24 protein-coding genes are annotated in these 23,882 nt (G+C 69.7%); 10 read left to right on the forward strand and 14 right to left on the reverse strand.

The window, feature by feature from the left end:
* Positions 1-215 precede the first annotated feature (215 nt).
* Entirely contained in the window at positions 216-2,807 is a 2,592-nt protein-coding gene (gene rph, locus HUT12_RS21725; protein ID WP_176094540.1) for a rifamycin-inactivating phosphotransferase, read from the forward strand.
* A 16-nt stretch (positions 2,808-2,823) separates the two neighbouring features.
* Here the strand turns inward: rph and HUT12_RS21730 are convergent, their stop codons facing one another.
* Both HUT12_RS21730 and HUT12_RS21735 read right to left on the reverse strand, forming a co-directional pair.
* A complete protein-coding gene (locus HUT12_RS21730) occupies positions 2,824-3,771 on the reverse strand; it encodes a MerR family transcriptional regulator (RefSeq protein WP_131051109.1) in 948 nt (315 codons plus the stop codon).
* A 65-nt stretch (positions 3,772-3,836) separates the two neighbouring features.
* Complete coding sequence (locus HUT12_RS21735) at positions 3,837-4,493, reverse strand: TetR/AcrR family transcriptional regulator (protein ID WP_131051110.1); 657 nt, start codon at positions 4,491-4,493, stop codon at positions 3,837-3,839.
* 58 nt (positions 4,494-4,551) lie between these two features.
* Here HUT12_RS21735 and HUT12_RS21740 point away from each other — a divergent pair, with 58 nt between their 5' ends.
* Positions 4,552-5,721 (forward strand): SDR family NAD(P)-dependent oxidoreductase, encoded by a 1,170-nt coding sequence (locus HUT12_RS21740; protein WP_176094541.1) that lies wholly within the window; start codon positions 4,552-4,554, stop codon positions 5,719-5,721.
* Positions 5,722-5,877: 156 nt separating this feature from the next.
* On the opposite strand, the gene HUT12_RS21745 is transcribed toward HUT12_RS21740, so the two are convergent.
* Positions 5,878-6,465, reverse strand: a complete 588-nt coding sequence (locus HUT12_RS21745; RefSeq protein ID WP_176094542.1) for a helix-turn-helix domain-containing protein — start codon at positions 6,463-6,465, stop codon at positions 5,878-5,880.
* A gap of 80 nt (positions 6,466-6,545) precedes the next feature.
* On the opposite strand from HUT12_RS21745, the gene HUT12_RS21750 reads away from it, so the two are divergent.
* From HUT12_RS21750 to HUT12_RS21760, 3 genes are read left to right on the forward strand one after another with little or no spacing between them, the layout of a single operon-like run.
* Positions 6,546-6,830 (forward strand): hypothetical protein, encoded by a 285-nt coding sequence (locus HUT12_RS21750; RefSeq protein ID WP_176094543.1) that lies wholly within the window; start codon positions 6,546-6,548, stop codon positions 6,828-6,830.
* On the forward strand, positions 6,827-7,465 hold the full coding sequence (locus HUT12_RS21755) for a bifunctional 2-polyprenyl-6-hydroxyphenol methylase/3-demethylubiquinol 3-O-methyltransferase UbiG (protein ID WP_176094544.1): 639 nt from the start codon (positions 6,827-6,829) through the stop codon (positions 7,463-7,465). The genes HUT12_RS21750 and HUT12_RS21755 overlap by 4 nt, the downstream gene beginning before the upstream one ends.
* Positions 7,465-7,968, forward strand: a complete 504-nt coding sequence (locus HUT12_RS21760) for a DinB family protein (RefSeq protein ID WP_131051113.1) — start codon at positions 7,465-7,467, stop codon at positions 7,966-7,968. The genes HUT12_RS21755 and HUT12_RS21760 overlap by 1 nt, the downstream gene beginning before the upstream one ends.
* Before the next feature lie 118 nt (positions 7,969-8,086).
* Here the strand turns inward: HUT12_RS21760 and HUT12_RS21765 are convergent, their stop codons facing one another.
* Together HUT12_RS21765 and HUT12_RS21770 are read right to left on the reverse strand one after the other, a co-directional pair.
* Positions 8,087-8,695, reverse strand: a complete 609-nt coding sequence (locus HUT12_RS21765; protein ID WP_176094545.1) for a DUF4291 domain-containing protein — start codon at positions 8,693-8,695, stop codon at positions 8,087-8,089.
* A 58-nt stretch (positions 8,696-8,753) separates the two neighbouring features.
* On the reverse strand, positions 8,754-9,233 hold the full coding sequence (locus HUT12_RS21770) for a pyridoxamine 5'-phosphate oxidase family protein (RefSeq protein WP_254876922.1): 480 nt from the start codon (positions 9,231-9,233) through the stop codon (positions 8,754-8,756).
* A 30-nt stretch (positions 9,234-9,263) separates the two neighbouring features.
* On the opposite strand from HUT12_RS21770, the gene HUT12_RS21775 reads away from it, so the two are divergent.
* The 3 genes from HUT12_RS21775 (at position 9,264) to HUT12_RS21785 (ending at position 11,870) form a co-directional block, all read left to right on the forward strand.
* On the forward strand, positions 9,264-10,271 hold the full coding sequence (locus HUT12_RS21775) for an NAD-dependent epimerase/dehydratase family protein (RefSeq protein WP_176094546.1): 1,008 nt from the start codon (positions 9,264-9,266) through the stop codon (positions 10,269-10,271).
* A 439-nt stretch (positions 10,272-10,710) separates the two neighbouring features.
* On the forward strand, positions 10,711-11,412 hold the full coding sequence (locus HUT12_RS21780) for a hypothetical protein (protein ID WP_176094547.1): 702 nt from the start codon (positions 10,711-10,713) through the stop codon (positions 11,410-11,412).
* An 11-nt stretch (positions 11,413-11,423) separates the two neighbouring features.
* On the forward strand, positions 11,424-11,870 hold the full coding sequence (locus HUT12_RS21785) for a tetratricopeptide repeat protein (protein WP_254876923.1): 447 nt from the start codon (positions 11,424-11,426) through the stop codon (positions 11,868-11,870).
* 70 nt (positions 11,871-11,940) lie between these two features.
* Here the strand turns inward: HUT12_RS21785 and HUT12_RS21790 are convergent, their stop codons facing one another.
* From HUT12_RS21790 to HUT12_RS21815, 6 genes are all read right to left on the reverse strand, one after another.
* Entirely contained in the window at positions 11,941-14,679 is a 2,739-nt protein-coding gene (locus tag HUT12_RS21790) for a LuxR family transcriptional regulator (RefSeq protein WP_254876924.1), read from the reverse strand.
* Positions 14,646-14,840, reverse strand: coding sequence for a hypothetical protein (locus HUT12_RS21795; protein WP_176094549.1), 195 nt, complete (start codon positions 14,838-14,840; stop codon positions 14,646-14,648). Before HUT12_RS21795 ends, HUT12_RS21790 begins: the two co-directional genes overlap by 34 nt.
* 300 nt (positions 14,841-15,140) lie before the next feature.
* Positions 15,141-16,349, reverse strand: a complete 1,209-nt coding sequence (locus tag HUT12_RS21800; protein ID WP_176094550.1) for an ABC transporter ATP-binding protein — start codon at positions 16,347-16,349, stop codon at positions 15,141-15,143.
* 10 nt (positions 16,350-16,359) lie between these two features.
* Complete coding sequence (locus tag HUT12_RS21805) at positions 16,360-17,190, reverse strand: carbohydrate ABC transporter permease (protein ID WP_176094551.1); 831 nt, start codon at positions 17,188-17,190, stop codon at positions 16,360-16,362.
* Between the two features lies 1 nt (position 17,191).
* On the reverse strand, positions 17,192-18,112 hold the full coding sequence (locus tag HUT12_RS21810; RefSeq protein ID WP_176095912.1) for a carbohydrate ABC transporter permease: 921 nt from the start codon (positions 18,110-18,112) through the stop codon (positions 17,192-17,194).
* Between the two features lie 62 nt (positions 18,113-18,174).
* Positions 18,175-19,440 (reverse strand): ABC transporter substrate-binding protein, encoded by a 1,266-nt coding sequence (locus tag HUT12_RS21815; protein WP_176094552.1) that lies wholly within the window; start codon positions 19,438-19,440, stop codon positions 18,175-18,177.
* Positions 19,441-19,742: 302 nt separating this feature from the next.
* On the opposite strand from HUT12_RS21815, the gene HUT12_RS21820 reads away from it, so the two are divergent.
* The gene (locus HUT12_RS21820) at positions 19,743-20,321 is read left to right on the forward strand and encodes a DsbA family protein (RefSeq protein WP_176094553.1); all 579 of its coding nucleotides are present in this window, start codon (positions 19,743-19,745) and stop codon (positions 20,319-20,321) included.
* 229 nt (positions 20,322-20,550) lie between these two features.
* Entirely contained in the window at positions 20,551-21,249 is a 699-nt protein-coding gene (locus HUT12_RS21825) for a VOC family protein (protein ID WP_176094554.1), read from the forward strand.
* A gap of 108 nt (positions 21,250-21,357) precedes the next feature.
* Here HUT12_RS21825 and HUT12_RS21830 read toward each other — a convergent pair whose 3' ends face one another.
* The 3 genes from HUT12_RS21830 to HUT12_RS21840 form a co-directional block, all read right to left on the reverse strand.
* The gene (locus HUT12_RS21830) at positions 21,358-22,083 is read right to left on the reverse strand and encodes a thioesterase II family protein (RefSeq protein WP_201272286.1); all 726 of its coding nucleotides are present in this window, start codon (positions 22,081-22,083) and stop codon (positions 21,358-21,360) included.
* A gap of 105 nt (positions 22,084-22,188) precedes the next feature.
* Positions 22,189-22,920, reverse strand: coding sequence for an ABC transporter permease (locus tag HUT12_RS21835; RefSeq protein ID WP_131051683.1), 732 nt, complete (start codon positions 22,918-22,920; stop codon positions 22,189-22,191).
* A complete protein-coding gene (locus HUT12_RS21840; protein ID WP_176094555.1) occupies positions 22,907-23,860 on the reverse strand; it encodes an ABC transporter ATP-binding protein in 954 nt (317 codons plus the stop codon). Before HUT12_RS21840 ends, HUT12_RS21835 begins: the two co-directional genes overlap by 14 nt.
* Between the last annotated feature and the right edge of the window lie 22 nt (positions 23,861-23,882).

Genomic DNA, 23,882 nt, shown 5'->3' on the forward strand with positions numbered 1-23,882 from the left:
GCCCACCGACGACGAAGGGCAAGGAGATCTCTCCTTGCCCTTCTTAACGTATAGCGCACCGGGGGGCTTGCGGCAAGGCCCCCGGTATGCCGCAGAATCGGCCGGCCGAGGCCACAACCTGCGGAAACGGGGGCAGACGTGCGGGTGTTGATGTCGACTGACGGCAGTCCTGGTGAGGTCGGGCCAGGCCGCCCGGCGGTGTCGGAGGTGTCGCGATGACCGAGCGGTACGTGGTGGATCTTCAGGAGGTGGACGCGACGCGGCTGGCCGTGGTCGGTGGCAAGGGCGCGCATCTGGGCGAGCTGTCCCGCGTCGACGGCGTACGGGTGCCGGCCGGGTTCTGTGTGACCACGGATGCCTTCCGGCGGATCATGGCGGACGCGCCGGTCGACACGCTGCTCGACGATCTGGCGAGGTCGGCGGCGGACGACTCGGAGGCCATCGGCACGCACAGCGCGCGGATCCGCCGGATCATCGAAGGGGCCAGCGTTCCGGCCGAGGTCACGGCCGCGATCACCGGCGCGCTCGCGTGGTACGGGGAGCAGACCGCCTACGCGGTGCGGTCCAGCGCGACGGCCGAGGACCTGCCGAACGCGTCGTTCGCCGGGCAGCAGGACACCTACCTGAACGTGGTGGGGCCGCAGGCGGTCCTGGCGCACGTCCGCCGCTGTTGGGCGTCGTTGTTCACCGAGCGGGCCGTGGCCTACCGCCGGCGCCACGGCATCGACCACCGGTCGGTGCGGATGGCGGTGGTGGTGCAGCAGATGGTCTTCCCGCAGGCGTCCGGCATCCTGTTCACCGCCGACCCGGTCAGCGGCGACCGGAGGGTCGCCACCGTGGACGCCGGCTTCGGTCTCGGTGAGGCCCTGGTCGCCGGGTTGGTGAACCCGGACGTCTACCGGGTACGCGACGGCGAGATCGTCGGCAGGTCGGTGGGCACGAAGCAGTTCGCCGTGCAGGCCCTACCGGCCGGCGGGACCGCGCAGGTGACCGTCGAGGCATCGCGGCGCACGCATCCGGCGCTGACCGACCCGCAGGTCATGGCGCTGGTGGAGCTCGGGCGACGGATCGAGGCGCATACCGGTCGGCCGCAGGACATCGAGTGGTGCCTGGCCGACGGCCGCTTCCACATCGTGCAGACCCGGCCGATCACCACGTTGTTCCCCGTCCCCGACCGCGACGACACCGACAAGCACGTCTATGTCTCGGTGGGCCACCAGCAGATGATGACCGACCCGATGAAGCCGCTGGGCATCTCGGTGTGGCAGCTGACGGCCATGGCGCCGATGATCGAGGCGGGCGGCCGACTGTTCGTCGACGCGATCCGCATGCTGGCCGGCCCGGGCAGCGCCGCCTTCCTGGACATGATCGGTCGGGCCGACCCGTTGACCCGGGACGCGTTGCAGACCGTCCTGGATCGGGGCGACGTCGTCCCGACGGCGCCGGACGCCGCTGCCGCCGGTCCCCCGCCAGGCGTACCGCCTGCCCCGATCCCGACCGACCGGGCCGTCGTGGTCGACCTGGTCGCGCGCAGCCAGGCGTCGATCGCGGCGCTGCGGCGCGACATCGCGACGAAGACCGGGCCCGAGCTGTTCGACGCCCTGCTGGCGGCCTTCGAGGAACACAAGCGTGTCCTCGCCGACCCGCTGAGCATGAAGGTGATCATGGCGGGGATGGAGGCCGCCTGGTGGCTCCACGACCGGCTGTGGGAGTGGCTGGGTGAGAAGAACGCCGCCGACACGCTCACGCTGGCCGTACCCGACAACGTCACCTCGGAGATGGGTCTGGCGCTGCTCGACGTCGCGGACGTGATCCGCCCGTACCCGCAGGTGGTGACGTTCCTCAAGGGTGTCGACGACGACGGCTTCCTGGACCGGCTGCCCGAGGTCGAGGGCGGCGGCGAGGCACGCGACGCGATCGAGGCGTACCTGGACCGGTACGGGATGCGGGGCGTGGGCGAGATCGACATCACCCGGCCGCGGTGGCGCGAGCGTCCGAGCATGCTGCTGCCGGTGCTGCTGGACCACGTCCGCAACGTCGCACCGGGCGAGGCCGGGCGACGCGTGGCGAACGGGCGGCAGCGGGCGCGAGAGAAGGAGGAGCAGGTCCTGTCCCGGTTGCGGACCCTGACCGACGGACACGACAAGGCCGACGAGACCAAACGAATGATCGATCGGGTCCGCACCTTCGCCGGGTACCGGGAGTACCCGAAGTACGACATCGTCAGCCGCTACTTCGTCTACAAGCAGGCCCTGCTGGGCGAGGCCGAGCGCCTGGTACGGGCCGGCGTGCTCGCCGAGGCGGACGACGTGCACTACCTCACGTTCGGTGAGTTCCACGAGGTGGCACGCACGCACCGGGTGGACGCCGGGCTCGTCCGGCAACGCCGGGAGGCGTTCCGCTCGTACCACGCGCTCACCCCGCCCCGGGTGCTCACCTCCGACGGTGAGGCCCTCAACGGGGCGTACCGTCGCGACGACGTGCCGGCCGGCGCCCTGGTCGGTCTGCCGGTCTCCACCGGGACCGTCGAGGGGCGCGCCCGGGTCGTCCTGGACATCGGGCAGGCCGACCTCGCACCGGGCGACATCCTGGTCACCGCCTACACCGACCCCAGTTGGTCGCCGCTGTTCCTCGGCGTCGCCGGCCTGGTCACGGAGGTGGGCGGGCTGATGACCCACGGCGCGGTGATCGCCCGGGAGTACGGCCTGCCGGCCGTGGTGAGCGTCGAGGGAGCCACCCGGTTGATCCGGGACGGGCAGCGGATCCGGGTGCACGGCACCGACGGGTACGTGGAGATCCTGCCCTGACCGGGGTCGAGGCGGCTCAGGTGAGGGCGGCGACGGCGGCGTGCAGCCAGGTCGATGCCGGGGCGTGCCCGACGGGTTGCGCCGTGCCGTTGATGGTGGCGGTCAGCGAGTGGTACCTGCCGAGCAGCGCGACGTGTCGGCTCACCTGCGGACCGGGGTCGGCGGCGGCGATCTGCCGCCGTACCTCGGTCAGGTCCTGGTCGCCGCTGCGACTCGCGGCAAGCGCCACCCACCGCGTCGCCACCTGCCGGGCCTCGCGGGAGTCGACCGGTACGCCGGCCTCGGCCGCGGCCCTGGCCTGCGCGAGGATCTCGACCTGCGCCGCGACGTCCGCCTCCGCCGCCGGGTCCGCCCGCTCGCGGTCCGCCGTGCTGGCGAAGGTCTCGCCGAAGAACTCGCGGACCGCCTGCCGGAAACCGGGGTCGCGCACCAGGTCGGCCAGCTCGATCCACGCGTCCAACTGCTCGCCGGTGGGGTCCTCCGGCAGCCGGGGCCGCCACGGGCGCAGGTAGTCGACGAACTCCCGCAGGTCGAGACCGTCGGTGACCTCGGCCCAGAACTCCTCCACGAGCTGCTCACGGTCGTCGTCGGACATCGACGCCAGTCGGTGCACGAGACTCACCTGCCCGGCCTCGCTGTCCTGCCGCACGACCGCCCGCAACACCGCCCGTCGGGTACGCAGGTGTCCCATCTGCCGCTCGACGAGCGCCAGATGGGCCCTCGCGAGATCCCGCACCGTGATCTCGTCGGCCAGCAACCGACGGATCTCGTCCAGCCCCGCGCCCAGGTCCCGCAGCGTCCGCACCAGTTCGAGGGCCGCCACGCCCCGCGCGTCGTAGCACCGGTACCCGGCAGCGGTGTACCCGGTCGGCGCGACGATGCCCTCGTCGGCGTAGAACCGGATGGCGCTGACACTCAGACCCGTACGCCGGGCCACATCCCCGATCGACAACCACTCGTTCATGACCACCACCTTGGCGTCTCAAGTCGCCTGAGAGTCAACAGCGGCCCCGGCAGCCGGCGCCGGCTCTAGCGGGCCAGTCGCTCCAGGAGTTCGCCGAGCAGTCCGCGTTCGCCCGGGGTGAGGTCGCCCGGATCGTCGTCGACCAGCGCCCGCAACGTCAGGGCCGCGCTGGCACGGGTCGTGGAGGCGGCGGTGGAAGGCGTGTGCAGGACTCCGGCCAACGCGGCCTCGCGGGCACGCCCGGACAGCCCGAAGTCCGGCTCCGGCTGGCTGATCAAGGTGAGCGTGATGCCGATGTTGGCGGCGAACAGCTGCTCGGCGGCATCGGCCGCCGGCACCTTGAGCAGGCCCCGGGCGGCAGCGGCGGTGAATCGCTCGCGCAACGCGGCGTGCGCGGGAGCGGTGACGGCGCAGGTCCTTCCCGGCTCGGCGCGGCCGTAGAGCAGCCCGTAGAACGAGGGGTGCTCCAGCCCGAACTGCACGTGCTTGTCCCAGCCACTACGCAGGTCGTCCAGCGGGTCGTCCGAGTTCTCGACCGCCGTGTACTGGGTGAAGCCGTGGTTCGCCACGGCGTCGATCAGGCCCTGCTTGCTGCCGAAGTGGTGGTACAGCGTCGGGGCTTGCACCCCGGCGCGTTCGCACACCGCCCTCGTGGACACCGTGGCGCCGCCCTCCAGCAACTCGGCTGCGGCAAGGAGGAGTCGATCTCGCGCGCTCTGCATGATTGCTACATTAGCTCATGTAGCGCTACATTGCTCGCTATAGCGGAAGGAGAAGTCCATGAGGACTTGGTTCATCACCGGTGGGACGCCCGGAGGGTTCGGCCTGGTCTATGCCGAGGCCGCGCTGGCACAGGGCGATCAGGTGGCAGTCACGGTGCGTCGGCCTTCTGAACTGCGGGAATGGGCTGCACCGTTCGGTGAGCGGGTGCTGGTGCTTCAGCTCGACGTCACCGACGCCGACCAGGTGCGCGCGGCGGTCACGACGGCAGAGGAGCGGTTCGGCGGGATCGACGTGCTCGTCAACAGCGCGGGCCGTGGCTGGTACGGCTCGATCGAGGGGGCCCCGGACGAGACCATCCGCCGCACGTTCGACCTCAACCTGTTCGCCGTGGTCGACGTGATCCGCGCGGTCCTGCCGGGTATGCGGGCACGCGGCGACGGCTGGATCGTGAACATGTCGTCGGTGGCCGGCCTCGTCGGCGCAGAGGGGTTCGGTTACTACGCGGCGGCGAAGTTCGCGATCGAAGGACTGTCGGAGACACTGCGCCAGGAGGTCGCACCGTTCGGCGTACGCGTGCTCGCCGTGGAGCCGGGAGCGTTCCGCACCAGCGCCTTCTCCTACTTCCGCGACGAGCCCGTCACCGAGACCGTCGACGCCTACGTGCCGATGGTCGAGACCGTCAAGGCGGCTTTCGTGGACGCTGACGGCAAGCAGGCAGGTGACCCTGTTCGTGGTGTGCAGGCCGTGATCAGCGCGATGAACGCTCCCGTTCCACCGCACCGGATCGTGCTCGGCAACTCCGGCTACGACGTCGTCGTCGCGATGCACGAGAACGCCCTCGCGGAGCTGCGCGCGAACGAGAAGCTGTCCCGCAGCGCTGACTTCGAAGACCGGAGAACGGACATGAACGACATCACTCTCCCCCAGGCCGTCGACACCTTCGTCGAGGCCACCAACGCGCACGACGTGAACGCGCTGGCCGCAGTCTTCAGCGACGGGGCCACCGTGCGTGATGACGGAAGGGTCTGGGCCGGCGAGGCCGAGATCCGCGAGTGGATCCAGGGGCATCTGATCAACCCCAAGATCGTGCTCACGCCGACCTCGTTCGCGGACGACCGGCTGGTGGCCTCCGGGGACGGCGACTTCCCCGGCGGACCCCTGTCCTTCTCGTTCGTGTTCGGCATCAAGGACGACCAGGTCACCGACCTCGCGATCGCCCCCCTCTGATCCGTCCCGGCTGGGGGCAGCCTGAGGTCCGCCCCAGCCGTAACCGGCGAAGGCCAACTGCTCGATCGCGCACCCGGTCTCCTCGCGCAGCCTCGCAGAGGTCGCTCGCCGCGGCGACGCCCGGCGGGCCCGCCCGCCGTGTCCAGACCGGTTCGTTCAGGTGGGCGGTGTCAGGGAGGGCGACAGGTGGGCGCGTTCGCCCTGGGCGCCGAAGAGCGTGAGCAGCTCCGCGGCCTGAGAGTCGGCGCTGCCGATCTGGTGCGGGATCCGGGTGTCGAACTCTGCGGCTTCGCCGGGGCCCAGCCGGTATTCCTGGTCACCGAGGACGAGCCGGACATTTCCGTTGAGTACGTAGAACCATTCGTACCCCTCGTGGGTCTGCAGTGTCGTCGTGGCCGACTTCCCGGCCGGTGGATAGATCACCTTGTAGGCCTGGATGCCTCCGGCACGTCTGGTCAACGGCACGACGGTGAAGCCGGATCGCCGTACCGGCCGCAGGTGGATGCGGGGATCGCCGGTGGGCGGGGCCGCGACCAGTTCGTCGAGCGCGACGCCGTGCGCCCGCGCCAGCGGCAGCAGTTGCTCCAGTGTCGGGCGCAGTTTCCCGTTCTCCAGACGCGAGAGCGTGCTTGCGGTCAGGCCGGTCTCCGCCGCCAAGGCGGCCAGCGAGATGTTCCGGGCCTGGCGTAGTGCGTGCAGGCGCGGGCCGACGCCCGCAAGGACGTCGTGCGACGTGGCGTTCATGAACCCATCTTGCGGATCCGCAACGTTTCTCGCAAATAGGCAACGCCGCTGGTCATGCTGGCAGCGGAGGTAGGCAACCGATGCTCACATCAGCAGCAACTTCGAGATCAGCAACGCGGTGGTCGCGCACCGTCGCCGCAGGTCACGACGCGGTCACCCGGGACGACGCCGAGTTCGACCGTCAGTTCACGCACGAGACAGCCGACGTCGACGGCGTGAAGATGCACGACGTCACCGGCGGCACGGGCGAGCCGCTCGTCCTCCTGCACGGCGGGCCCCAGTCGGGGTACTCGTGGCGCGAGATCATGCCCACGCTCGTCACCACCGAGCTGGTGACCTTCTTCGCGGACGGGGCGGACCGATGACCGACGCGCTCAAGGCCGAAGCGTTCTGGGAACAGCACTACCGCGCCCGGCGCGGCGGCGGCACCGGGCACCCCAACCCGGTGTTGACAGAAACAGCCGAGACACTGCCTCCCGGCGATGCCCTCGACCTGGGATGCGGCGTCGGCGGCGACACCATCTGGCTTGCCCGGCAGGGCTGGCAGGTCACCGCTGTGGATATCTCCACCGCCGCCGTGGAAAGGGTGCGGGCACGCTCCCGACAACTCGGCATCGACGACCGGGTGACCGGCGAACAGCACGATCTGGCCCGGAGCTTCCCCCACCGGCAGTTCGACCTGATCTCCGCGCAGTACCTGCACACTCCCTTCACGCTGGATCGCGCGCGGGTACTGCGTACCGCGGCGCACGCGTTGCGTACCGGCGGTCATCTCCTGATCGTCGACCACGGCTCGACCGCACCCTGGTCGTGGAACAAGGCTCCCGACGCGCATTACCCCTCACCCGGCGAGACCGCAGCCGAGCTCGCCCTCGACCCGGACCGATGGTCCGTCGTACGCGCCGACACGCCGCACCGCCGGGCCACCGGACCGGGAGGCCGGACCGCCACCGTCACCGACAACGTTCTGCTCATCCACCGACATGATCGGAGAAGCTGATGTCGCCGACCGCCCGACCCAGGAGACGCAAGGACACCGGGCCCGCGTGGACCGCCCCCGGCGAGAAGGACACCCTGGTCGGCTTCATCGACTACCTCCGCAACGCGATCATGGACAAGGTCGCCGACGTACCGGAGCCCGAGGTCCGCACCGCCGGCGTACCCTCCGGCACCAGCCTCCTCGGGCTGATCAAACACGTGACCGCCGTCGAGAGGTTCTACTTCCTCGAAGAACCGATCACCAACATGCGCCGCACGTTCCAGCCCACTCGGGACGACACCGTCGACGGCCTGCTCGCCGGCTACCGGGCGACGATCGCGCAGGCGAACCAGGTCATCGACACCTGGACCGATCTGACCCAGCCGGCACCCCGGCCGCCCGGCCGCGACGCCCTGCCGCCGTCGCAGCGATGGGTGCTGGTCCACATGATCGAGGAGATCGGACGCCACGCGGGGCACGCAGACATCATCCGCGAGAGGATCGACGGTTCCACCGGCCGCTGACAGCCACTGCGGCCAGTCCCGATCCCGTCCAGGCCGATCTGGAACGGCGCTCGAAGCGGATCTGAAGACAGGTGGCGGGCCGGCTCCCTTGAGGATCCGGCCCGCCCATGTCGAGGTGTCACTGCGCTAGCGGGTGGCACAGATGACGGCGGCGATCGGCGCGGGGCAACGGGTACACCTGCTCGACCGGCAGCCGGGCGACGGCAGCCCGGTCGTCGCCGGCACGCACCAGGTCCCGGATCTGCCGCACGTCGGCGGTGACGTCGCGGATGGCCACCACCCAGTCGTCGACGTACCCGGCGACGGCCGGACCGGAGAGCCCCACCTGCAACGACCGGTACGGCAGCGCCGCCAGGCGCAGGGACCGTTCCGGATCCCACTGCACCCGTACCGGGCTGGTCTTGAGCTGCCGCGACCAGGCCGTACGGTCGGCGTGCACCTCCGGGTCGTAGTGACTGAGGCAGGCCCGCTCCAACGCCCACTCGAAACCCTCGCGGCGCAGGTCCACGGCGAGCACCCGCTCCTGGCCCTCCTTGGTGGCCCAGCCGCAGCGGTACATCATCCACAGGAACGACGGCTTGATCCACGTCATCCGTTCCCGCTTGAACGGGGCCACGAAGCGACCCGCCGCCACCGCCGGCTCCGCGATCTGCGGAGAATACGCCTGGTAGACGGTGATGGTGTCGGCCGAGTATCGGGCGCGGATCTGACGCAGGGGTACGGACATCCGCCGATCGTCGCCGACCCACCCGAGCACGAGCCACCGAATTCGGCGGCGCGAACCGTCACATGGAGAAGCGGTTCACCCGCTCGGGACGCAGCACGATGCGGACCACTCCCCCGCTGCGCCACTCGTCGACCAGGCTCTGACGCGCCGGATCGCTCATGTCGTAATACCGCTCGGCGAGCCGGGTCGCCAACTCCACGCCACCGTCGTCGTGCAACGTGACCGGGCCCTCCACCGACACCCAGTGCTCGGGCTCGCCGGTCGGTGCGGCCACGACCACGGAGGCTCGGGGCCGCTCCCGGATCCGGTCCAGCTTCGGCGCGTCCGGCAGCGAGAACATCTGCAGATCCCCGTCGTCGGTGACCTCGAACCACACCGGGCGCGGCGCGGGCCAGCGGTCGCCCCGGGGCGCCACGGTGAGGAAGGCGTGCAGCGGCCGGGCGAGCAGGGCGAGATCCTCGTCGCGGAACATGACCACCAGCCTAGGACCGGTGGCGTACGCCCGCAGGCTTCTGCCGTCGGCGAAGAATCTTGGCATGCCGCGTACGCCGCTGCTTGGCTCGTGGACATGGAGATGCTGGTGTTGGGCGGCACGGCGTGGCTCGGGCACGAGGTCGCCCGGCAGGCGGTCGACCGGGGGTACGCCGTCACCTGCCTGGCCCGGGGCGAGAGCGGGACGGTACCGCCCGGCGCGGTCCTGGTGGCCGCCGACCGGGGCGATCCCGGCGCGTACGACGGGCTGCGCGACCGTGACTGGGACGCCGTCGTCGAGGTGTCGTGGCAGCCGCGCTTCGTGCGGGAGGCGCTGCGGGACCTGGGGGGCCGAGCCCGGCACTGGAGTTACGTCTCCTCGGTCAGCGCCTACGCCGACCACGACACCCCCGGCGCCGACGAGTCGGCGCCCACGCTGCCCGCCACGAACCGCGACACGGTCGACCGCGAGGAGTACGGCGAGGCGAAGGCGGCCTGCGAACAGATCACCACGAGCGAGGTGGGCAACCGCGCCCTGGTGGCCCGCGCCGGGTTGATCGGCGGTCCGGGCGACCACAGCGGCCGGACCGGCTACTGGGTCGCCCGCGCCGCCCGCGACCCCGACACACCGCTGCTCGTACCGCGTGATCCCGACCTGTCGACCCAGGTCGTCGACGTCCGCGACCTGGCCGCCTGGCTGCTCGACAGCGCGCAGGCCGGCACGGTCGGCACGGTCGGCACGTTCAACGCGGTCGGCCCGGCCGTACCCTTCGCCGAATGGATCGCCCGGTCCCGGGCCGTGGCCGGCCACACCGGTCCGCTCGTGCACGCCGACCCCGCCTGGCTGGTGGCGCAGGGAGTGGCCGAGTACATGGGTCCGGAGTCGCTGCCGCTGTGGATCGCCGACCCGGCCGCACGCGGTTGGGCGGCCCGCAGCGGCGCGGCGGCCGAGGCCGCCGGTCTCCGCCACCGCCCGCGTACCGACCTGCTGGCCGACACCCTCGCCTGGGAACGTGCCGAAGGGCTGCACCGGGACCGCCGCGCCGGGCTGAGCAGCGCCCGGGAAGCCGCGCTGATCGACGCCCTGCGAGGTCTCGCCGGATGAAGGTTGCCCTCTCGGGCTGCGGTCGGCGGTCGTTCGAAACGAGGCTGTGGTTCCGGACAATTAGCCGGATCCGCGGGAGGACCGTCGTTGCCGTGGTCGATGCCCGCTTCGAATACTCGACACAAAAGAGCTTCGCCCTTACGCGCTGACGGCTCTCGGGAGGTGATCATCGCGGCGGCGGACGGCGCTGTCCTGCTCGACGTCGCCGGCCGTCGCAGGTGTTCGCGCTCGCGGCGCAGTGCGGCGGCGGCTACCAGGTCCGGCTGGCGTCGCCCGACGGGCACCAGGTCCACACCCGCGAAGGGGTCCGACTGCAGCGGGGCAGCGACGACTACGAGAAAGTCGTACCGTCTTGCCTCGAACATGAGGGAAGGCTGATCAGCAGATGCGACACCTTGGCCCAAGCGCTGGCAGTTCACTCGTCCTGCGTGGTACCGCGATGTCTCTCGGTGCGCTCCTCTTCGCAGGGTGTACGTCCCAAGCCGAATCGTCGGTCGAGCCGGCGGGTGAGCCGACGCAGGCTCAGGCTGCGTCCACCTACTTCGAGGAACCCGAGCAGATCGCCGGCATCCCGAGATCACCGGATGCCTTTTCCTCTTGGCAAGCACGGGAAAACACGAACATGCTCAGGGCGTTCGTCGAGAAGCCAACCGACACCCTGAGTGAGGTTTACAACAGCGAGACCAGCCTCACCGATACGATCCAGATCAGTGCAGTAGCAGGCACGGTGATCGACCCACCCGAGACATTGGACTGGATGTTCGCAAAGGCTCGCGACTTGCAGGATGTCCGACCAGCGGATCCCAGACCTTGGGGCGGCACGGCCCGCTGTGGCAGAAGCGACGAGGCCATGACCTATACGGCCACGCTCTGCGGCTGGGCCGACAACCACAGTGCCGGGATGGTGACGTTTGTATCTCTTGAGATGAAAGATCGTCGTGCCGACTTCGCCATGGTGCGCACGCAGTTCCAGAAGGGCAGCGCTGGCCTTCTTCCTCGACACGTTCGTCTTGACCATCGGGAGACGCAGCATCAGGACGGACAAGTTGATCTCATCACAACTTGGAATGCCGCACTGAGTCCCGAAGAATGCCTACACGCGGGACCATGTCGTCCGTTCCTCAGGGGGCACAGCCGATGATCATCGATGAGATGCTGGTGCGCATAAACGAGGGTGTCCAGTTGCACCACGGTCAGGGACGACGTGACGCCGCCCGCGACCTGTTCGCGCAGATCTGGGACGAGATCGGCGGCGAACACGGCGACCCCCTGCACGTGTGCGTTTTGGCGCATTCCATGGCCGACGTGCAGGACGACCCGCACCAGGAGTTGATCTGGGACACCCGGGCGCTGGCGGCGGCCGATCGGCTCACCGACGACCGGGCCGCGCAGGCCGGCGTACCCATGTCGGTTGCCGCCCTGTATCCCTCGCTGCACCTCAACCTGGGCGAGTGTCACCGCAAGCTCGGTGATCTCGGCCGTGCCCGCGAATGTCTCCAGCAGGCGCAGGCGGGTATCGGCGCGCTCGGTGACGACGACTACGGGCGACTGATCAAAGACGGCCTGGAGCGCTTGACGCGACAGTTGGCTGCCGAGTAGCCGCAGCTTGGTGCATCCCGCAGCCTTGCTGCCAGCCGTTGCCGCACGGTTTCCTGGTCGACGGTGGCGGTCAATGCCGCCCGAGGAGGTCACCCACCTCGGTCCGGGACGAGACGCCCAGCTTCCGCAGGATGTTCGAGACGTGCACGGCGGCGGTCTTCGGTGAGATGTAGAGACGCCGGGCCAGCTCGGTATTGGTCAGCCCGTCGCTGATCAGTACTGCCACCTCCCGCTCGCGGGGGGTCAGGGCGGTCGGACCTGTGACCGCGGGTATCGCGTCGACCGGCACCATGCCCAGTTGGGCGCGGACGTGGGCGAGCTGGGCCACCCGCCAACCACGCCACTCGGCCAGCAGGGGTGCGGCGGCCTCCACCTGCGCGGCGGCCTCCTCGCGCTGGTCGTTGGCGAGCAGACACCGGGCGGCGCCGACGCGTACGGTGCCACGGGTCGCCGGCACCAGAATGTGGGCGTCGGCGATGGACAGGTAGCCGGCCAGCGCCTCGACGTGCTGGCCGCGTGCCTCCGCGAGCTGAGCGTCGACGAGCGTCCGGTAGGCGTCCCAGACGTTGGCATCGAGTAGCGCGGCGGCCATCTGGTCGAGCCGGTGCGTCGGCAAGCCGATGTGCAGCGCGGCAGAGATCAGATCGTGGGCCGTCTCGTTGCTGCGCCACGGCTGCTCGGACAGGGCCGTGGTGAGTTCCTCCAGGCGCGCTTCGGCGCGCGCGAGGTCGCCGCGACGACAGGCGAGGTGGAACGCGAGGCTGGGAACCGTCGCCGGCCAGTTGTCGGGCAGCGCCGCCAGGTCCGTGACGAGCTGCTCGGTGTGGTCCAGCTCGCCGGCCTCCAGATAGAGCCCGGCGAGGAAGACCCCGTGATAGTCGGCCCAGCGGCCCCGGCGCCGGTAGCTGCGGTCCTGCTCGCGCCCCTCCTCCAGCGCCCCGGTGGCGGCGCGCAGGTCGCCGGCCCGCACCGCGAGCCGGGCTCGGCCCTGGAAGTAGGTGGCCACCGCGAGTGACTCGAAGCCGGCTCGCTCGGCGTCGACCCGCATCCGCTCCAGGGTTTCGGCCTGCTCGGTCGGCGAGGTGGGTGGCTCGCCGTGCACCAGGGCGTCGAGGGCTCGGGCCGCCAACACCCACTCGCCCGCCTCTTCGGCCTCGTCGACGAGAGCGGACAGGATCTTGCGGCCGTCGGCGGCGCTGTGCGGGCGCTCGACAAGCGTCGCACCCTTCTCGACCAGCGCGGCCAGGCGTACGGCTGGCAGGTCGAACTGCTCCGCCAGCGCCAGCGCGCGGTCGGACCAGAGCAGCACGGCGTCGCAGTCGCCGCGCAGGTACGCCGACTGCGCGATCGCGGTCATCGCCCGCGCCTGGTCAGCGCCGGGGGGAAGCTGCGCGATCAGGGTCCCGATGTCGTGCGTCAGCGCGCGCATCTCGTCGGTCTCGCGGGACTCCCACGCGATGCGGACCAGCAGGTACAGCGACTCGGCAAGGTCGGTCGTGGTGTCGGCGAGGTCACGCCAGCGCCGGCCGTACCGCAGGGCGTCGTCCAGCAGTCCGGCCAACCACGCCGCTCGGGCGGCCGAGGCGAGCAGGTCGGTGGCCTCGGGCACCTCGTCCAGGCCCATCTCCGCCAGTTGCAGGGCCTGGTAGGCGGAGCCGATGGAGAGGAAGAACTCAGCGCCGCGACGGGCCGCCGCGATCATGTCGTCGTACCGGCCGGCGCCACGGGCGTGGTGCGCCACCATGGCCGGGTCGGAGGCACCGCCGTTCAGGAGTACGTCGAGTGCCCTCTCGTGTAGCCGGCGGCGCTGCCGGCCGAGCATCTGGTCGACGATCGCCTCGCGCACCAGTGCGTGCCGGAACGCGAACTCGTCGTCGCCGGACTCGACCAGGACGCCCCGGGTGACCAGGTCGCGTAACACGGCGATGAGCTGGTCCTCGCCCACACCGGTCACGTCGGCGAGCAGGTCGAACGGGATGCGGTGGCCGAGCACGGTGGCCGCCTCGACGATGCGGTGGCTGACCGGGTCGAGGTCGTCGACCTGTCGGCGTAACACCTCGGCGAGACTCCACGGCAGCGGTTGCGCGACCAGCGCCTCCACGTCGTTCCCGGGCAGCGCACGCAGCAACTCCTCCAGGAAGAACGGGTTGCCACCGGTGCGGTGGTGCAGTGCCGCCACGGCGCGCACCGGCGCCGGAGCGCCGGTGGCCGCCGCCAGCAACGCCGCGGTCTGTGCGGGGGTGAGACGGTCCAGGCGGACGTGGGTGACGGTGTGCCGGCGTTCCATCCGGGCCAGCAGGCCCGCCACCGGTTTGCGACGGGTCACCTCGTCCGGCCGGTACGTTCCGATGAGCAGCCGTGGCCCGCGCTGGTCGGCGATCCGCTCGAACAGCGCCGCGCTCTCCGAGTCGGCCCAGTGCAGGTCCTCGAAGACGATGACCGCAGGGGAGTCGCCGATCAGGTCGGCCAGGATCGCGAGGCCGGTGTGCAGGCGCTCGACCGGGCTGCGCCGCGGGTCCGCTAGTGCCGCGAGCTGCTCCTCGTCGCTGCCTGGACGGCCGTCGATGGCGCCAAGGAGCACCTCGTACGGCCGGGACAGCGAGCCGGGTTCCGCCTGGCCGACCAGCACCACGGTCTCTGCCGACACGGTGGTCAGCAGCTCGTGCACCAGCCGGGTCTTTCCGATGCCCGGCTCGCCTGCGATGAGCGCAACCGCCGGCTCACGCGCCGAAGCGAGCTGCGCCAACCGGCGCAGCTCGCTCTCCCGCCCGATCATCACTGGGCTGGCACCGCCGCGGATGGTTCGCACGACGTGAGGTTACCGGCGGGCTGGCCACGGACGGCCGGGGTGTCACGGGCCCGGCGGGCCCGGCGGGCGGTGGTGAGTAGGCGCTCGCTGTCGGCCTCGGCGATCAGTTCGCGGCGACGATCGTTCGCCAGAGCCAGCATCGTGCCCGGGTCCATCAACATGGCTTGTCTCCTTGTCAACCGCTGATGGATCAATCGTCGGTTGACACCGGTGCGGCCACATCGGGCAGCACGTACCTATCTTCACTGCTCACCGGGGTTTAGCGGAGTGCGCGGGCCACCTAGGCATACCTAGTGCCTGCACGCTTCAGGGCCGTCCACCAGTGGAGGTCACCGGATGCGGGGGCATCGGCGGCTGCCGCGTGCCTGGTGGTCGGCATCGTTGCTGCGGGCGCCGTGGGCAGACAGAATCGTGCCCCCGACGGGTCCGTCGGGGGCACGAGGTGTGTCAGGCGTACGCGGTCAGGCGTCCAGGGTGCCGGCCGCGCGGCCCTCGTGAAGGGTGAGGTTGCGGCCGTCGGACGGGTCGAACAGGTGGATCTTCTCCAGGTTGAACCAGACCCGCCGGTTCTCCCCCTCGGTCACCGTCGACTCGGCCGACAGGCGGGTGACCAGGTTCGATCCGCCACCGGCGAAGTCGGCGGCACCGGTGTCGGCGGCCAACTCCTCCAGCTCGGCGGCGGTGGCCCGCTCCCCCTCGACGGTCAGATAGACGTACTTGTCCGAACCCATCGACTCGACGATGTCCACCGGCGCCTCGAACTCCATGCCCCGGCGGCGGGTCTCGTCGTCGATCAGTTCGGCGTCCTCGAAGTGTTCCGGCCGGATGCCGAGGATCAGGTCCCGAGAGGCGTCGGCGGCCTCCAGTTCGCGGCGGATCCGGTCGCCGATCGGCACGTCACCCAGGGCGGTACGCAGGGTGCCCTGTTCGATGGTGGCGGGCAGGAAGTTCATCGACGGGGAGCCGATGAACCCGGCCACGAAGAGGTTGTTCGGGTTCTCGTACAACTCCTGCGGCGGGCCGACCTGCTGGACCGCCCCACCTCGCATGATCACCACGCGGTCGCCGAGGGTCATCGCCTCGGTCTGGTCGTGGGTGACGTAGACGGTGGTGGTGCCGAGCTTCTTCTGCAGGCGGGACACCACGGTCCGCATCTGCACCCGCAGCTTGGCGTCCAGGTTGGACAGGGGTTCGTCCATCAGGAACGCCTTGGGCTGACGGACGATCGCCCGGCCCATCGCGACCCGCTGCCGCTGCCCGCCGGAGAGGTTGGCCGGACGCCGGTCCAGCAGCGACGTCAGTTCGAGGACCTTGGCCGCCTCGTCGACCTTACGGTTGATCGTCTCCTTGTCCAGCTTGGCCAGCCGCAACGGGAACGCCATGTTCTCCCGGACGGTCATGTTCGGGTACAGCGCGTAGGACTGGAACACCATCGCGATGTCCCGGTCCCGGGGGGCCTTGTCGTTGACCCGTTCGCCGCCGATGCGCAGGTCACCGGAGCTGATGTCCTCCAGCCCGGCGATCATGTTGAGGGTGGTGGACTTGCCGCAGCCGGAGGGACCGACCAGGATCACGAACTCGCCGTCGGCGATCTCCAGGTCGACGTCCCGTACCGCCGTGGTGCCGTCCGGGAATTTCTTGCTCACCTTGTCGAGCACGATGTCAGCCACGAGTAATCACCTATCCCTTGACGGCGCCGGAGGTCAGGCCGGAGACGATGCGGCGTTGGAAGAAGAGGACGAACAGGATGATCGGTACGGTGATCACCACGGCGGCCGCGCAGATCGCCCCGGTGGGGTCCTCGAACTGCGACTCGCCGGTGAAGAACGACAACGCCACCGGCACCGTGCGCGAGCGTTCGGTGGAGGTCAGCGAGATGGCGAACAGGAAGTCGTTCCAGCAGAAGATGAAGACCAGGATCGCCGTGGTGAAGACCCCGGGTGCGGCGAGTGGGGCGATGACGCGCCGGAACGCCTGGCCCTGGGTGGCGCCGTCCATCTTCGCGGCCTTCTCCAGATCCCAGGGGACCTGCTTGAAGAACGCGGACAGCGTGTAGATCGCCAGCGGCAGCGCGAAGGTGATGTACGGCAGGATCAACCCCGGCCAGGTGTCGAAGAGCCCCAACTGCCGTTCGATCTCGAACAGCGGCGAGACCAGCGACACCTGCGGGAACATCGCGATCAGCAGGGCGACGCCGACGAGCAGGCGCTTGCCGGGGAAGTCCAGCCGGGCGATCGCGTACGCGGCCATGGTGCCGAGCACGACGGCGATGCTGGTGGCGATCAGCGCGATGCCGATGGAGTTGATCAACGCGCGGACGAACTGGTCGGTGGCGAAGATGTTGCGGTAGTTCTCCAGCGTCCACTCGCGCGGGATGAAGTTGCCGTCGGTGAGCGTGGCCGGCGTCTTGAACGACAACGACATGATCCACAGCACCGGGATCAGGGCGAACACGACCACGATCGTGTTCATCACGCCCCACTGGAGCTTGGCCTTGGTGGTGTCAGCCATCTCAGCGCCTCTCCCCGTCGTCACTGCCGGGGGCAGCGGTACCGAACAGCTTCACGAAGATGAACGCGATGATCGCCACGGCGATGAAGATCAGCACCGACATGGTCGAGCCGATGCCGAGGTTCAGGCCCCGGATCAGGTTGTTGTAGGCGATCATCGACACCGACGAGGTCTCGTTGGCCCCGTTGGTCAGCACATAGATGTTGTCGAAGACCCGGAACGCGTCGAGGGTGCGGAACAGCAGGGCGACCAGGATCGCCGGCTTCATCACCGGCAGCATCACCTTGGTGAACCGCTGCCACGCGGTGGCTCCGTCCGTGGAGGCCGCCTTGAGCAGGTCCTCCGGCACCAGCGCCAACCCTGCCATCAGCAGCAGCGCCATGAACGGCGTGGTCTTCCAGATCTCCGCCAGCATGATGATCGCCAGCGAACTGGCCCGTTCGGTCAACGGTGCGCCGTCGGAGAAGAGGTTGGCCAGATAACCGGTGCCGGGGGTCCACGCGTACCGCCAGGAGAAGGCGGCGACGACCGTGACGATCCCGTACGGGATCAGGGCCGCCGTCCGCACGATGCCCCGGCCGACCAGCGTCCGGTGCATGACCAGCGCGAGCCCCATCCCGAGCACCAGCTCCACGGCGACGGTGACCACCGTGATCAGCATCGTCACGCCGAACGCGGTCCACCAGAAGTCGTTGGTCAGCACGGTGACGTAGTTGTCCAGGCCGACGAACTCCCGCTCGTCGGGGAAGCGCAGGTCGAAGCGCTGCAACGACAGCCACACCGAATAGAGGATCGGATAGCCGGTCACCGCGACCATGACCAGCGCGGCCGGCGCGCACAGCAGCCAGCCCAGTTTCCGTTCGGCCCGCTTGTTCTCGCTCAGCGGGGCCTTACCGGAACGGCGGGACCGCTGCGCGGGCACCGATCGGGCGGCGTCGGCCGTCTCGTCGACCGTCCCGGTGCCGCTCGTCGTGGTTCGCTCGGTCACGGCAGAACCCCCCTCGACTCCAGCGCGTCCGCGATGGCGTCGCGCAGCTCGTCCGCGGTCGCGGGCGGGTCGATCGCCGACGGCGGCGACAGGATCGCCGACATCACCGTCGAGATGCTCTGGTACGCCGGAGTCAGCGGCCGGACCGCCGGGTCCTGCAACTGTTCGAGGATGGTCTCCTTCATCGGGTACGCCTCGTCCATCTCCGGGTCGTCGTACACGCTCTCGATGGTCGGCGGCACGCCGTCGTTGATCGCCGAGAACTTCTGGCTCTCCGCGTTACGCAGGCACTTGGCCGCCTCGAAGGACTCCGCCGGGTGCTTCGAGTGCGAACTGACCGCGAGGTTGATCCCGCCGATGGTGACCCGGCCCGGCGTGCCCTCGTCGATGCCGGGCACCCGCGCCCAGGCGACCTGCTCGGCCAACTGCGGGTTGGCCTCCTGCATCGCCGGATAGACGAACGGCCAGTTGATCTGGAAGGCGCCGTTACCGGCCTGGAAGTCCAGCCGTACCGGGTCCTCCATGGCGTTGCTGAACGACGACGAGGTCACCCCGGAGGTGGCGAAGTCGCGGAGTTGCTCCAGCGCCCGCACCGCACCCTCGTCCATCGCGGCCTCGGTGCCCTCGGCGTTGAGGATGTTGCCGCCGGCACTGGCGACCAGGGTGTTGTAGAGCACCACCAGGCCCTCGTACTGGGCACCCATGGTCAGCACCTGGTGCGGCTGGCCCTGCTCCTTGAGTCGCTGCGCCATCTGGATCATCTCGTTCCAGGTGGTCGGCGGCTCGGGCACCAGGTCCTTGCGGTACCAGAGCAGCTGGACGTTGGTGTTCTTCGGCGCGCCGTAGAGCTTGTCCTCGTGCCGCGCGGTCTCCAGCGGCCCCTCCAGGGTGCCGTCCTCGACCTCGGCCCGGTCCTGTCCGGTCCATTCCAGGACCCACTTCGCGCCGGCGAACTCCTGCGTCCAGGTGACGTCGAGACCGAGCACGTCCATGCCGTCGTCGTTGGCCGCGAGCCGGCGCACCATCTGCACCCGCTGCTCGTCGGCCTCGCGCGGCAGCACCCGGTAGTCGATCCGGTACCGGCCACCGGCCTGCGTGTTGCACTGGTCGACCACCTGCTGGAAGTTCTGCTCCGGCGGGTAGTAGAGGTTGATCGTGGGCACCCCACCGTCGTCGCCGGAGGCGCACGCGGCCATCGGTGCCAGCAACGTCAGCGCGGCGGTCGCCGCCGCGACACGTGCCCGAGGTCGGCGTCTGCTCATACCGGCACTCCGCCGCGCTCCGGGCCGCCGCCCGGCACCACGACGCCGGGCCTGCTGTACGGCTGATCCATGACCCCTCCCTCGGTCTCGGCCAACAGCCGGGGAGAGGTCTCGTGCCCCGGCGCACGACGACACGGCCAGGGCTTCTGACCTGCTGGTTCGCCGCCCTGGCGTCTCGTGCCTGGAACACTGCCCGAGCCGGGAAGCCGCGAAACCCACCGCGTGACACGACGTAAACGTCACTTTGCGTGGTCCGGGTCACACCGGAGGCCGGCCCGATTGGTGGGCGTTACTCTCGGGCGGTGGATGCCACCTTCTTCTTTGATCCCGCCTGCCCGTGGACCTGGCGCACGTCGCGCTGGCTGGTCGCCGCCGCCGAAGCCCGTGACCTGCGCATCGAGTGGCGGGCGTTCAGCCTGAGCATTCTCAGCGGGGGTCAGGCCCCACCGGAGTACGCCGAGGCGATGGCGGCGTCGAGCCGGGCGCTGCGGCTGGTGGAGGCGCTCCGCGCGGAGGGCCGCCACGAGGACGCCGGCCGGTTCTACACCGAGTTGGGCACCCGTACCCACGACGCCGGCAACCCGCCCAGCGACAAGCTGGTCGCGGAGGCCGTGACGGCGGCCGGTCTCGACGAGGCAGCCTCCGCGCTCGACGACGACCGCTGGGACGCGGAGGTGCACTCCTCACACGCGCTGGCGTTCGGCTCGGCCGGGCCGGACATCGGCTCGCCGGTGTTGATGATCCCCGGCGCCGACCGGGGTCTGCACGGCCCGATCCTCACCGAGGTACCCGACCTCGACGACACCCTGACCCTCTGGGACAACCTGCTCCCCCTGCTCCGCATGTCCGCCTTCCACGAGGTCAAGCGCGGCCGCCGCTAACCCCTCCCCCCTCCCCACCCACCCCGCCCCGCCCTGCCCTGCCCCGCCCCGCCCCGCCGATCATGGACTTGTGGCACCCGGTACGCCCGGAAAAGCCCTTTTCTCGGCGACCACAACTCCATGATCGGCGAATCGGGGCCCGGGACGGCGAGCACGGCGGGGTCGGGACGGCGAGGACGGTGCGGCGGGGCGGGGTGCGGGCGGGCGGGGTTGGGGGCATGATCGGCGTATGCTCGCGCGCTTCAAGGACCTCTGTCTCGACGCCACTGACGCGAACGCTCTCGGCGGGTTCTGGGCCGGGGTGCTCGGCGGAAGCCTGGTCGACACCGGGGACGGCGACGGGAGGGTCGATCCGCCGGCTGGGCGCTCCTCGGCCGAGTCGATCTGGATCAACCGGGTGCCCGAGCCACGTAGCGTCAAGACCCGCGTACACCTTGATCTGTGGTTGGCCGAGCCGCAGCCGACGGCGCTGCTGGCGGCCGGGGCGCGGATCGTCCGCGAGCCCGACTCGGAGATCGACTGGTGGGTGCTGGCCGACCCGGAGGGCAACGAGTTCTGTGCCGTCCCGCCCGGTGAGGATGTCGCTCCCGGACCGTTTGAGCTGGTGGTCGACTCCGCCGACGCGGCCGCGCAGGCCGCCTGGTGGTCCGGCGTCGTCGGCGGCGAGGTACACCCCAGCGACGAGGGGTACGCGAAGATCGTCGGTGCCGGCGGTTTCCCGTGGGACTTCTGGATCTTCGACACCGTGCCGGAAGGCAAGTCGGTCAAGAACCGGCTGCACTGGGATGTCGATCTCGTCGATCCCGAGCCGTCCGCGCTGATCGCCGCCGGGGCGAGCCTGCTGCGGGAACCGGACGACACGGTGAGCTGGTGGGTGCTGGCCGATCCGGAGGGCAACGAGTTCTGCGCGTTCGCACCGCCTGGGTGATGCCGGCCGACCGGCGAGGTCGGGAGGCGGGGGTCGGTCGATGAGGTGTGCGCTGCCGTATGGGGCGGCCGGCCGACGCGTGGGTACGGCCGGGCGCCCCGGCTCCTGTCAGCTGACCGAGGCCCTCTTCCGCTGCCACATCAGCTGGATCTTCGACTCCATGAACGCGGCGACCTCCGGCCTTCGCTCCTCGACGAAGAAGTGCCCGCCGTCGAACTCGGTGGTCTCCACGGGGAACTCGGTGTACCGCTGCCACTGGTCGGTGACGACCCGGTCGTCACGGCCCTTCATCACCACGATCGGGCACTGCAACTGCGCGAAGGCCAGGTCCTGGTAGCCGCCGAGCAGTCTCAGGTCGCCCCCGATGATCGGCGCGAAGAAGTTCATGAAGTCCGGGTCGGCGAGGTTCTCCTCGCTGAGCCCGCCGTACTCGCGCAACACCCTCCTGATGCCCTCCTGGGTGTCCAGGTCGGACACCGAGGTGAAGCCCCGGTCGCACGGCGCGGCCGACCCGGAGGTGAAGAACATCAACGGAGGGTTGTCCAGGCGTTGCTGGCACAGCTTGGCCACCTCGTAGCCGATGATGCTGCCCATGCTGTGTCCCCAGATGGCGTACGTCCCGCGGAAGGAGTCGACCAGCTCGGTGAAGATGTCCCGGGCGAGCAGGGGCAACGACGCCGGCATCGGGGTGTTGGCCCGTTGTTCCCGCAGCGGGTACTGGACGACCCGGAAGTCGATCCCGTCGCTGAGCGCGAACTTCCACTTGCTGTAGTACAACGTTCCCGAACCCGCGTGCGGGAAGCACACGAGCGGGAGTTTTTCCACGATGCTCACTGGCACTCTCTCTGTCTAGCTGTCGAGCGGTTCACCCGGATCGCCACGGAGCAACGACACGGCCACGTCCGTGACACCGCGTGGCCGTGTCGCCGACCGACTCGGTCAGGCCCTTTCCAGGAACCTCGCGGCGCCGAAGAACCCGACGACCGTCCACACGCCGAGGATGATGTAACTGATCGGCCGTGCCTCGAACGTCGTGTGGGCCAGCGACGCCCGCATCACCTCCGCCATGTGGTAGATCGGCAGCACCTCGTGCACCGCCTGGACCCAGCCGGGCAGCCGTTCGATCGGGAAGTTGATCGGCGAGAACATCAGCGAGGTGAACGCGATCAGCTGCGACAGGGCCATGGCGGGCTCGGCCGGGATGACGAACGAGTATCCGTAGCCGATGGCGAAGCAGGACAGCACCATGAGCACGAAGGACGGGATGATGTTCCACGAGATCGCGTAACCGGGCGCGAAGATCAGGTGCGCGACGAAGACCGAGATGGCGATGGCCGGGATGGTGACCATGGCCCAGATCCCGACATCGGCGATCAGGAACAGCTTGCGGCTGACCGGCAGCGCCTTGACGAAGTCGATGTAGCCGGTCATCTTCGCGCCCGCGTTCTGCATCGGCACGGTGACCAGAGCCGTCATGATCAGCACGATGGTCGGTGCGCCGGTCGCGAGGTAGAGCATGCCGCTGCCGTCCGGCGACGACATCAGGTAGGAGAAGCCGATCGCCACGCCGAGGGCGATCACGGTCATGATGATCGAGAAGACGACCAGGTAGCTGCCCTGCTTCCGGGCCTGGAGTTCGATCACGTACTTGAGTTTGCTACCGGTGGACACCTGCGACCGCTCCCTTGTTGCCGACGAGTTCGATGTACATGTCTTCGAGGGTGATCTCCGTGAGGGAGTACTCCGCCAGCAGGCCGCCGTCACGCTGCTCGGCGGCCCACTTCAGGGCCTCGGCAGCGAGTTCGCGCTCGAAGGTGAGGGTCAGTTCCGCGGCCGAGACCTTCAGGCTCTCGCTCCACGCGGGCCGTACGAAGCGGTCCTTGGGCACGAGGGCGACCGCTTCCAGCTTCATCCGGTTGCCGGCCGTCTCGCCCTTGATCCGGCGGACGTTGCCCTGCGTGAGCACCTTGCCCTCGTCGAGGATCGCCATGGTGTCGACAGCGCTCTCGGCCTCCCGGATGCTGTGCGTCACCACCACGACGGCCGTGCCGTCGTTGGTCAGGTCGCGGATCGCGCTCCAGAGGAACCGCCGCCGGACCGGGTCGACGTCGTTGGTCGGCTCGTCCAGGATCACCGCGCGACCCGGCGCGACGGCGGCCATGCAGAACCCGGTGAGGCGCAGGACCCCGCCGGAGAGCTTGGTGCCCTGCACGTCCGCCCACTGCATGATGTCGAGCTTCTCGAACAGCTCGGTCGTGCGGCGGTCCACCTCGGCGGCGCTGATCCCCCGGAGCTGACCCATGACCCGGGTGACCGAACGCGGCGTCAGCTCACCGAGCGGGGTCTTGGACTGGGGCTGCACCGAGCACAGGTAGCGCCCCAGGTTCCGGTTCTTCGTGATGTCCTTGCCGTCGATCACGATCGAGCCCGAGTCGGGCTTCAACAGGCCGAGCAGCTGGTTCACGATCGTCGTCTTGCCCGCGCCGTTGTGGCCGAACAGGCCGAACACCTCGCCCTCGTCGACGCGCAGGCTCACGTCGTCGTTGGCGACCGTTCGACGACCCCTTGATTTGTACGTCTTCGTAACGTGGTCCAGTTCGATTACAGCCATTATCACCCTCCTTCGACAATCA

This window comes from Verrucosispora sp. NA02020 (assembly GCF_013364215.1).
In the GTDB taxonomy this organism is placed as follows: domain Bacteria; phylum Actinomycetota; class Actinomycetes; order Mycobacteriales; family Micromonosporaceae; genus Micromonospora.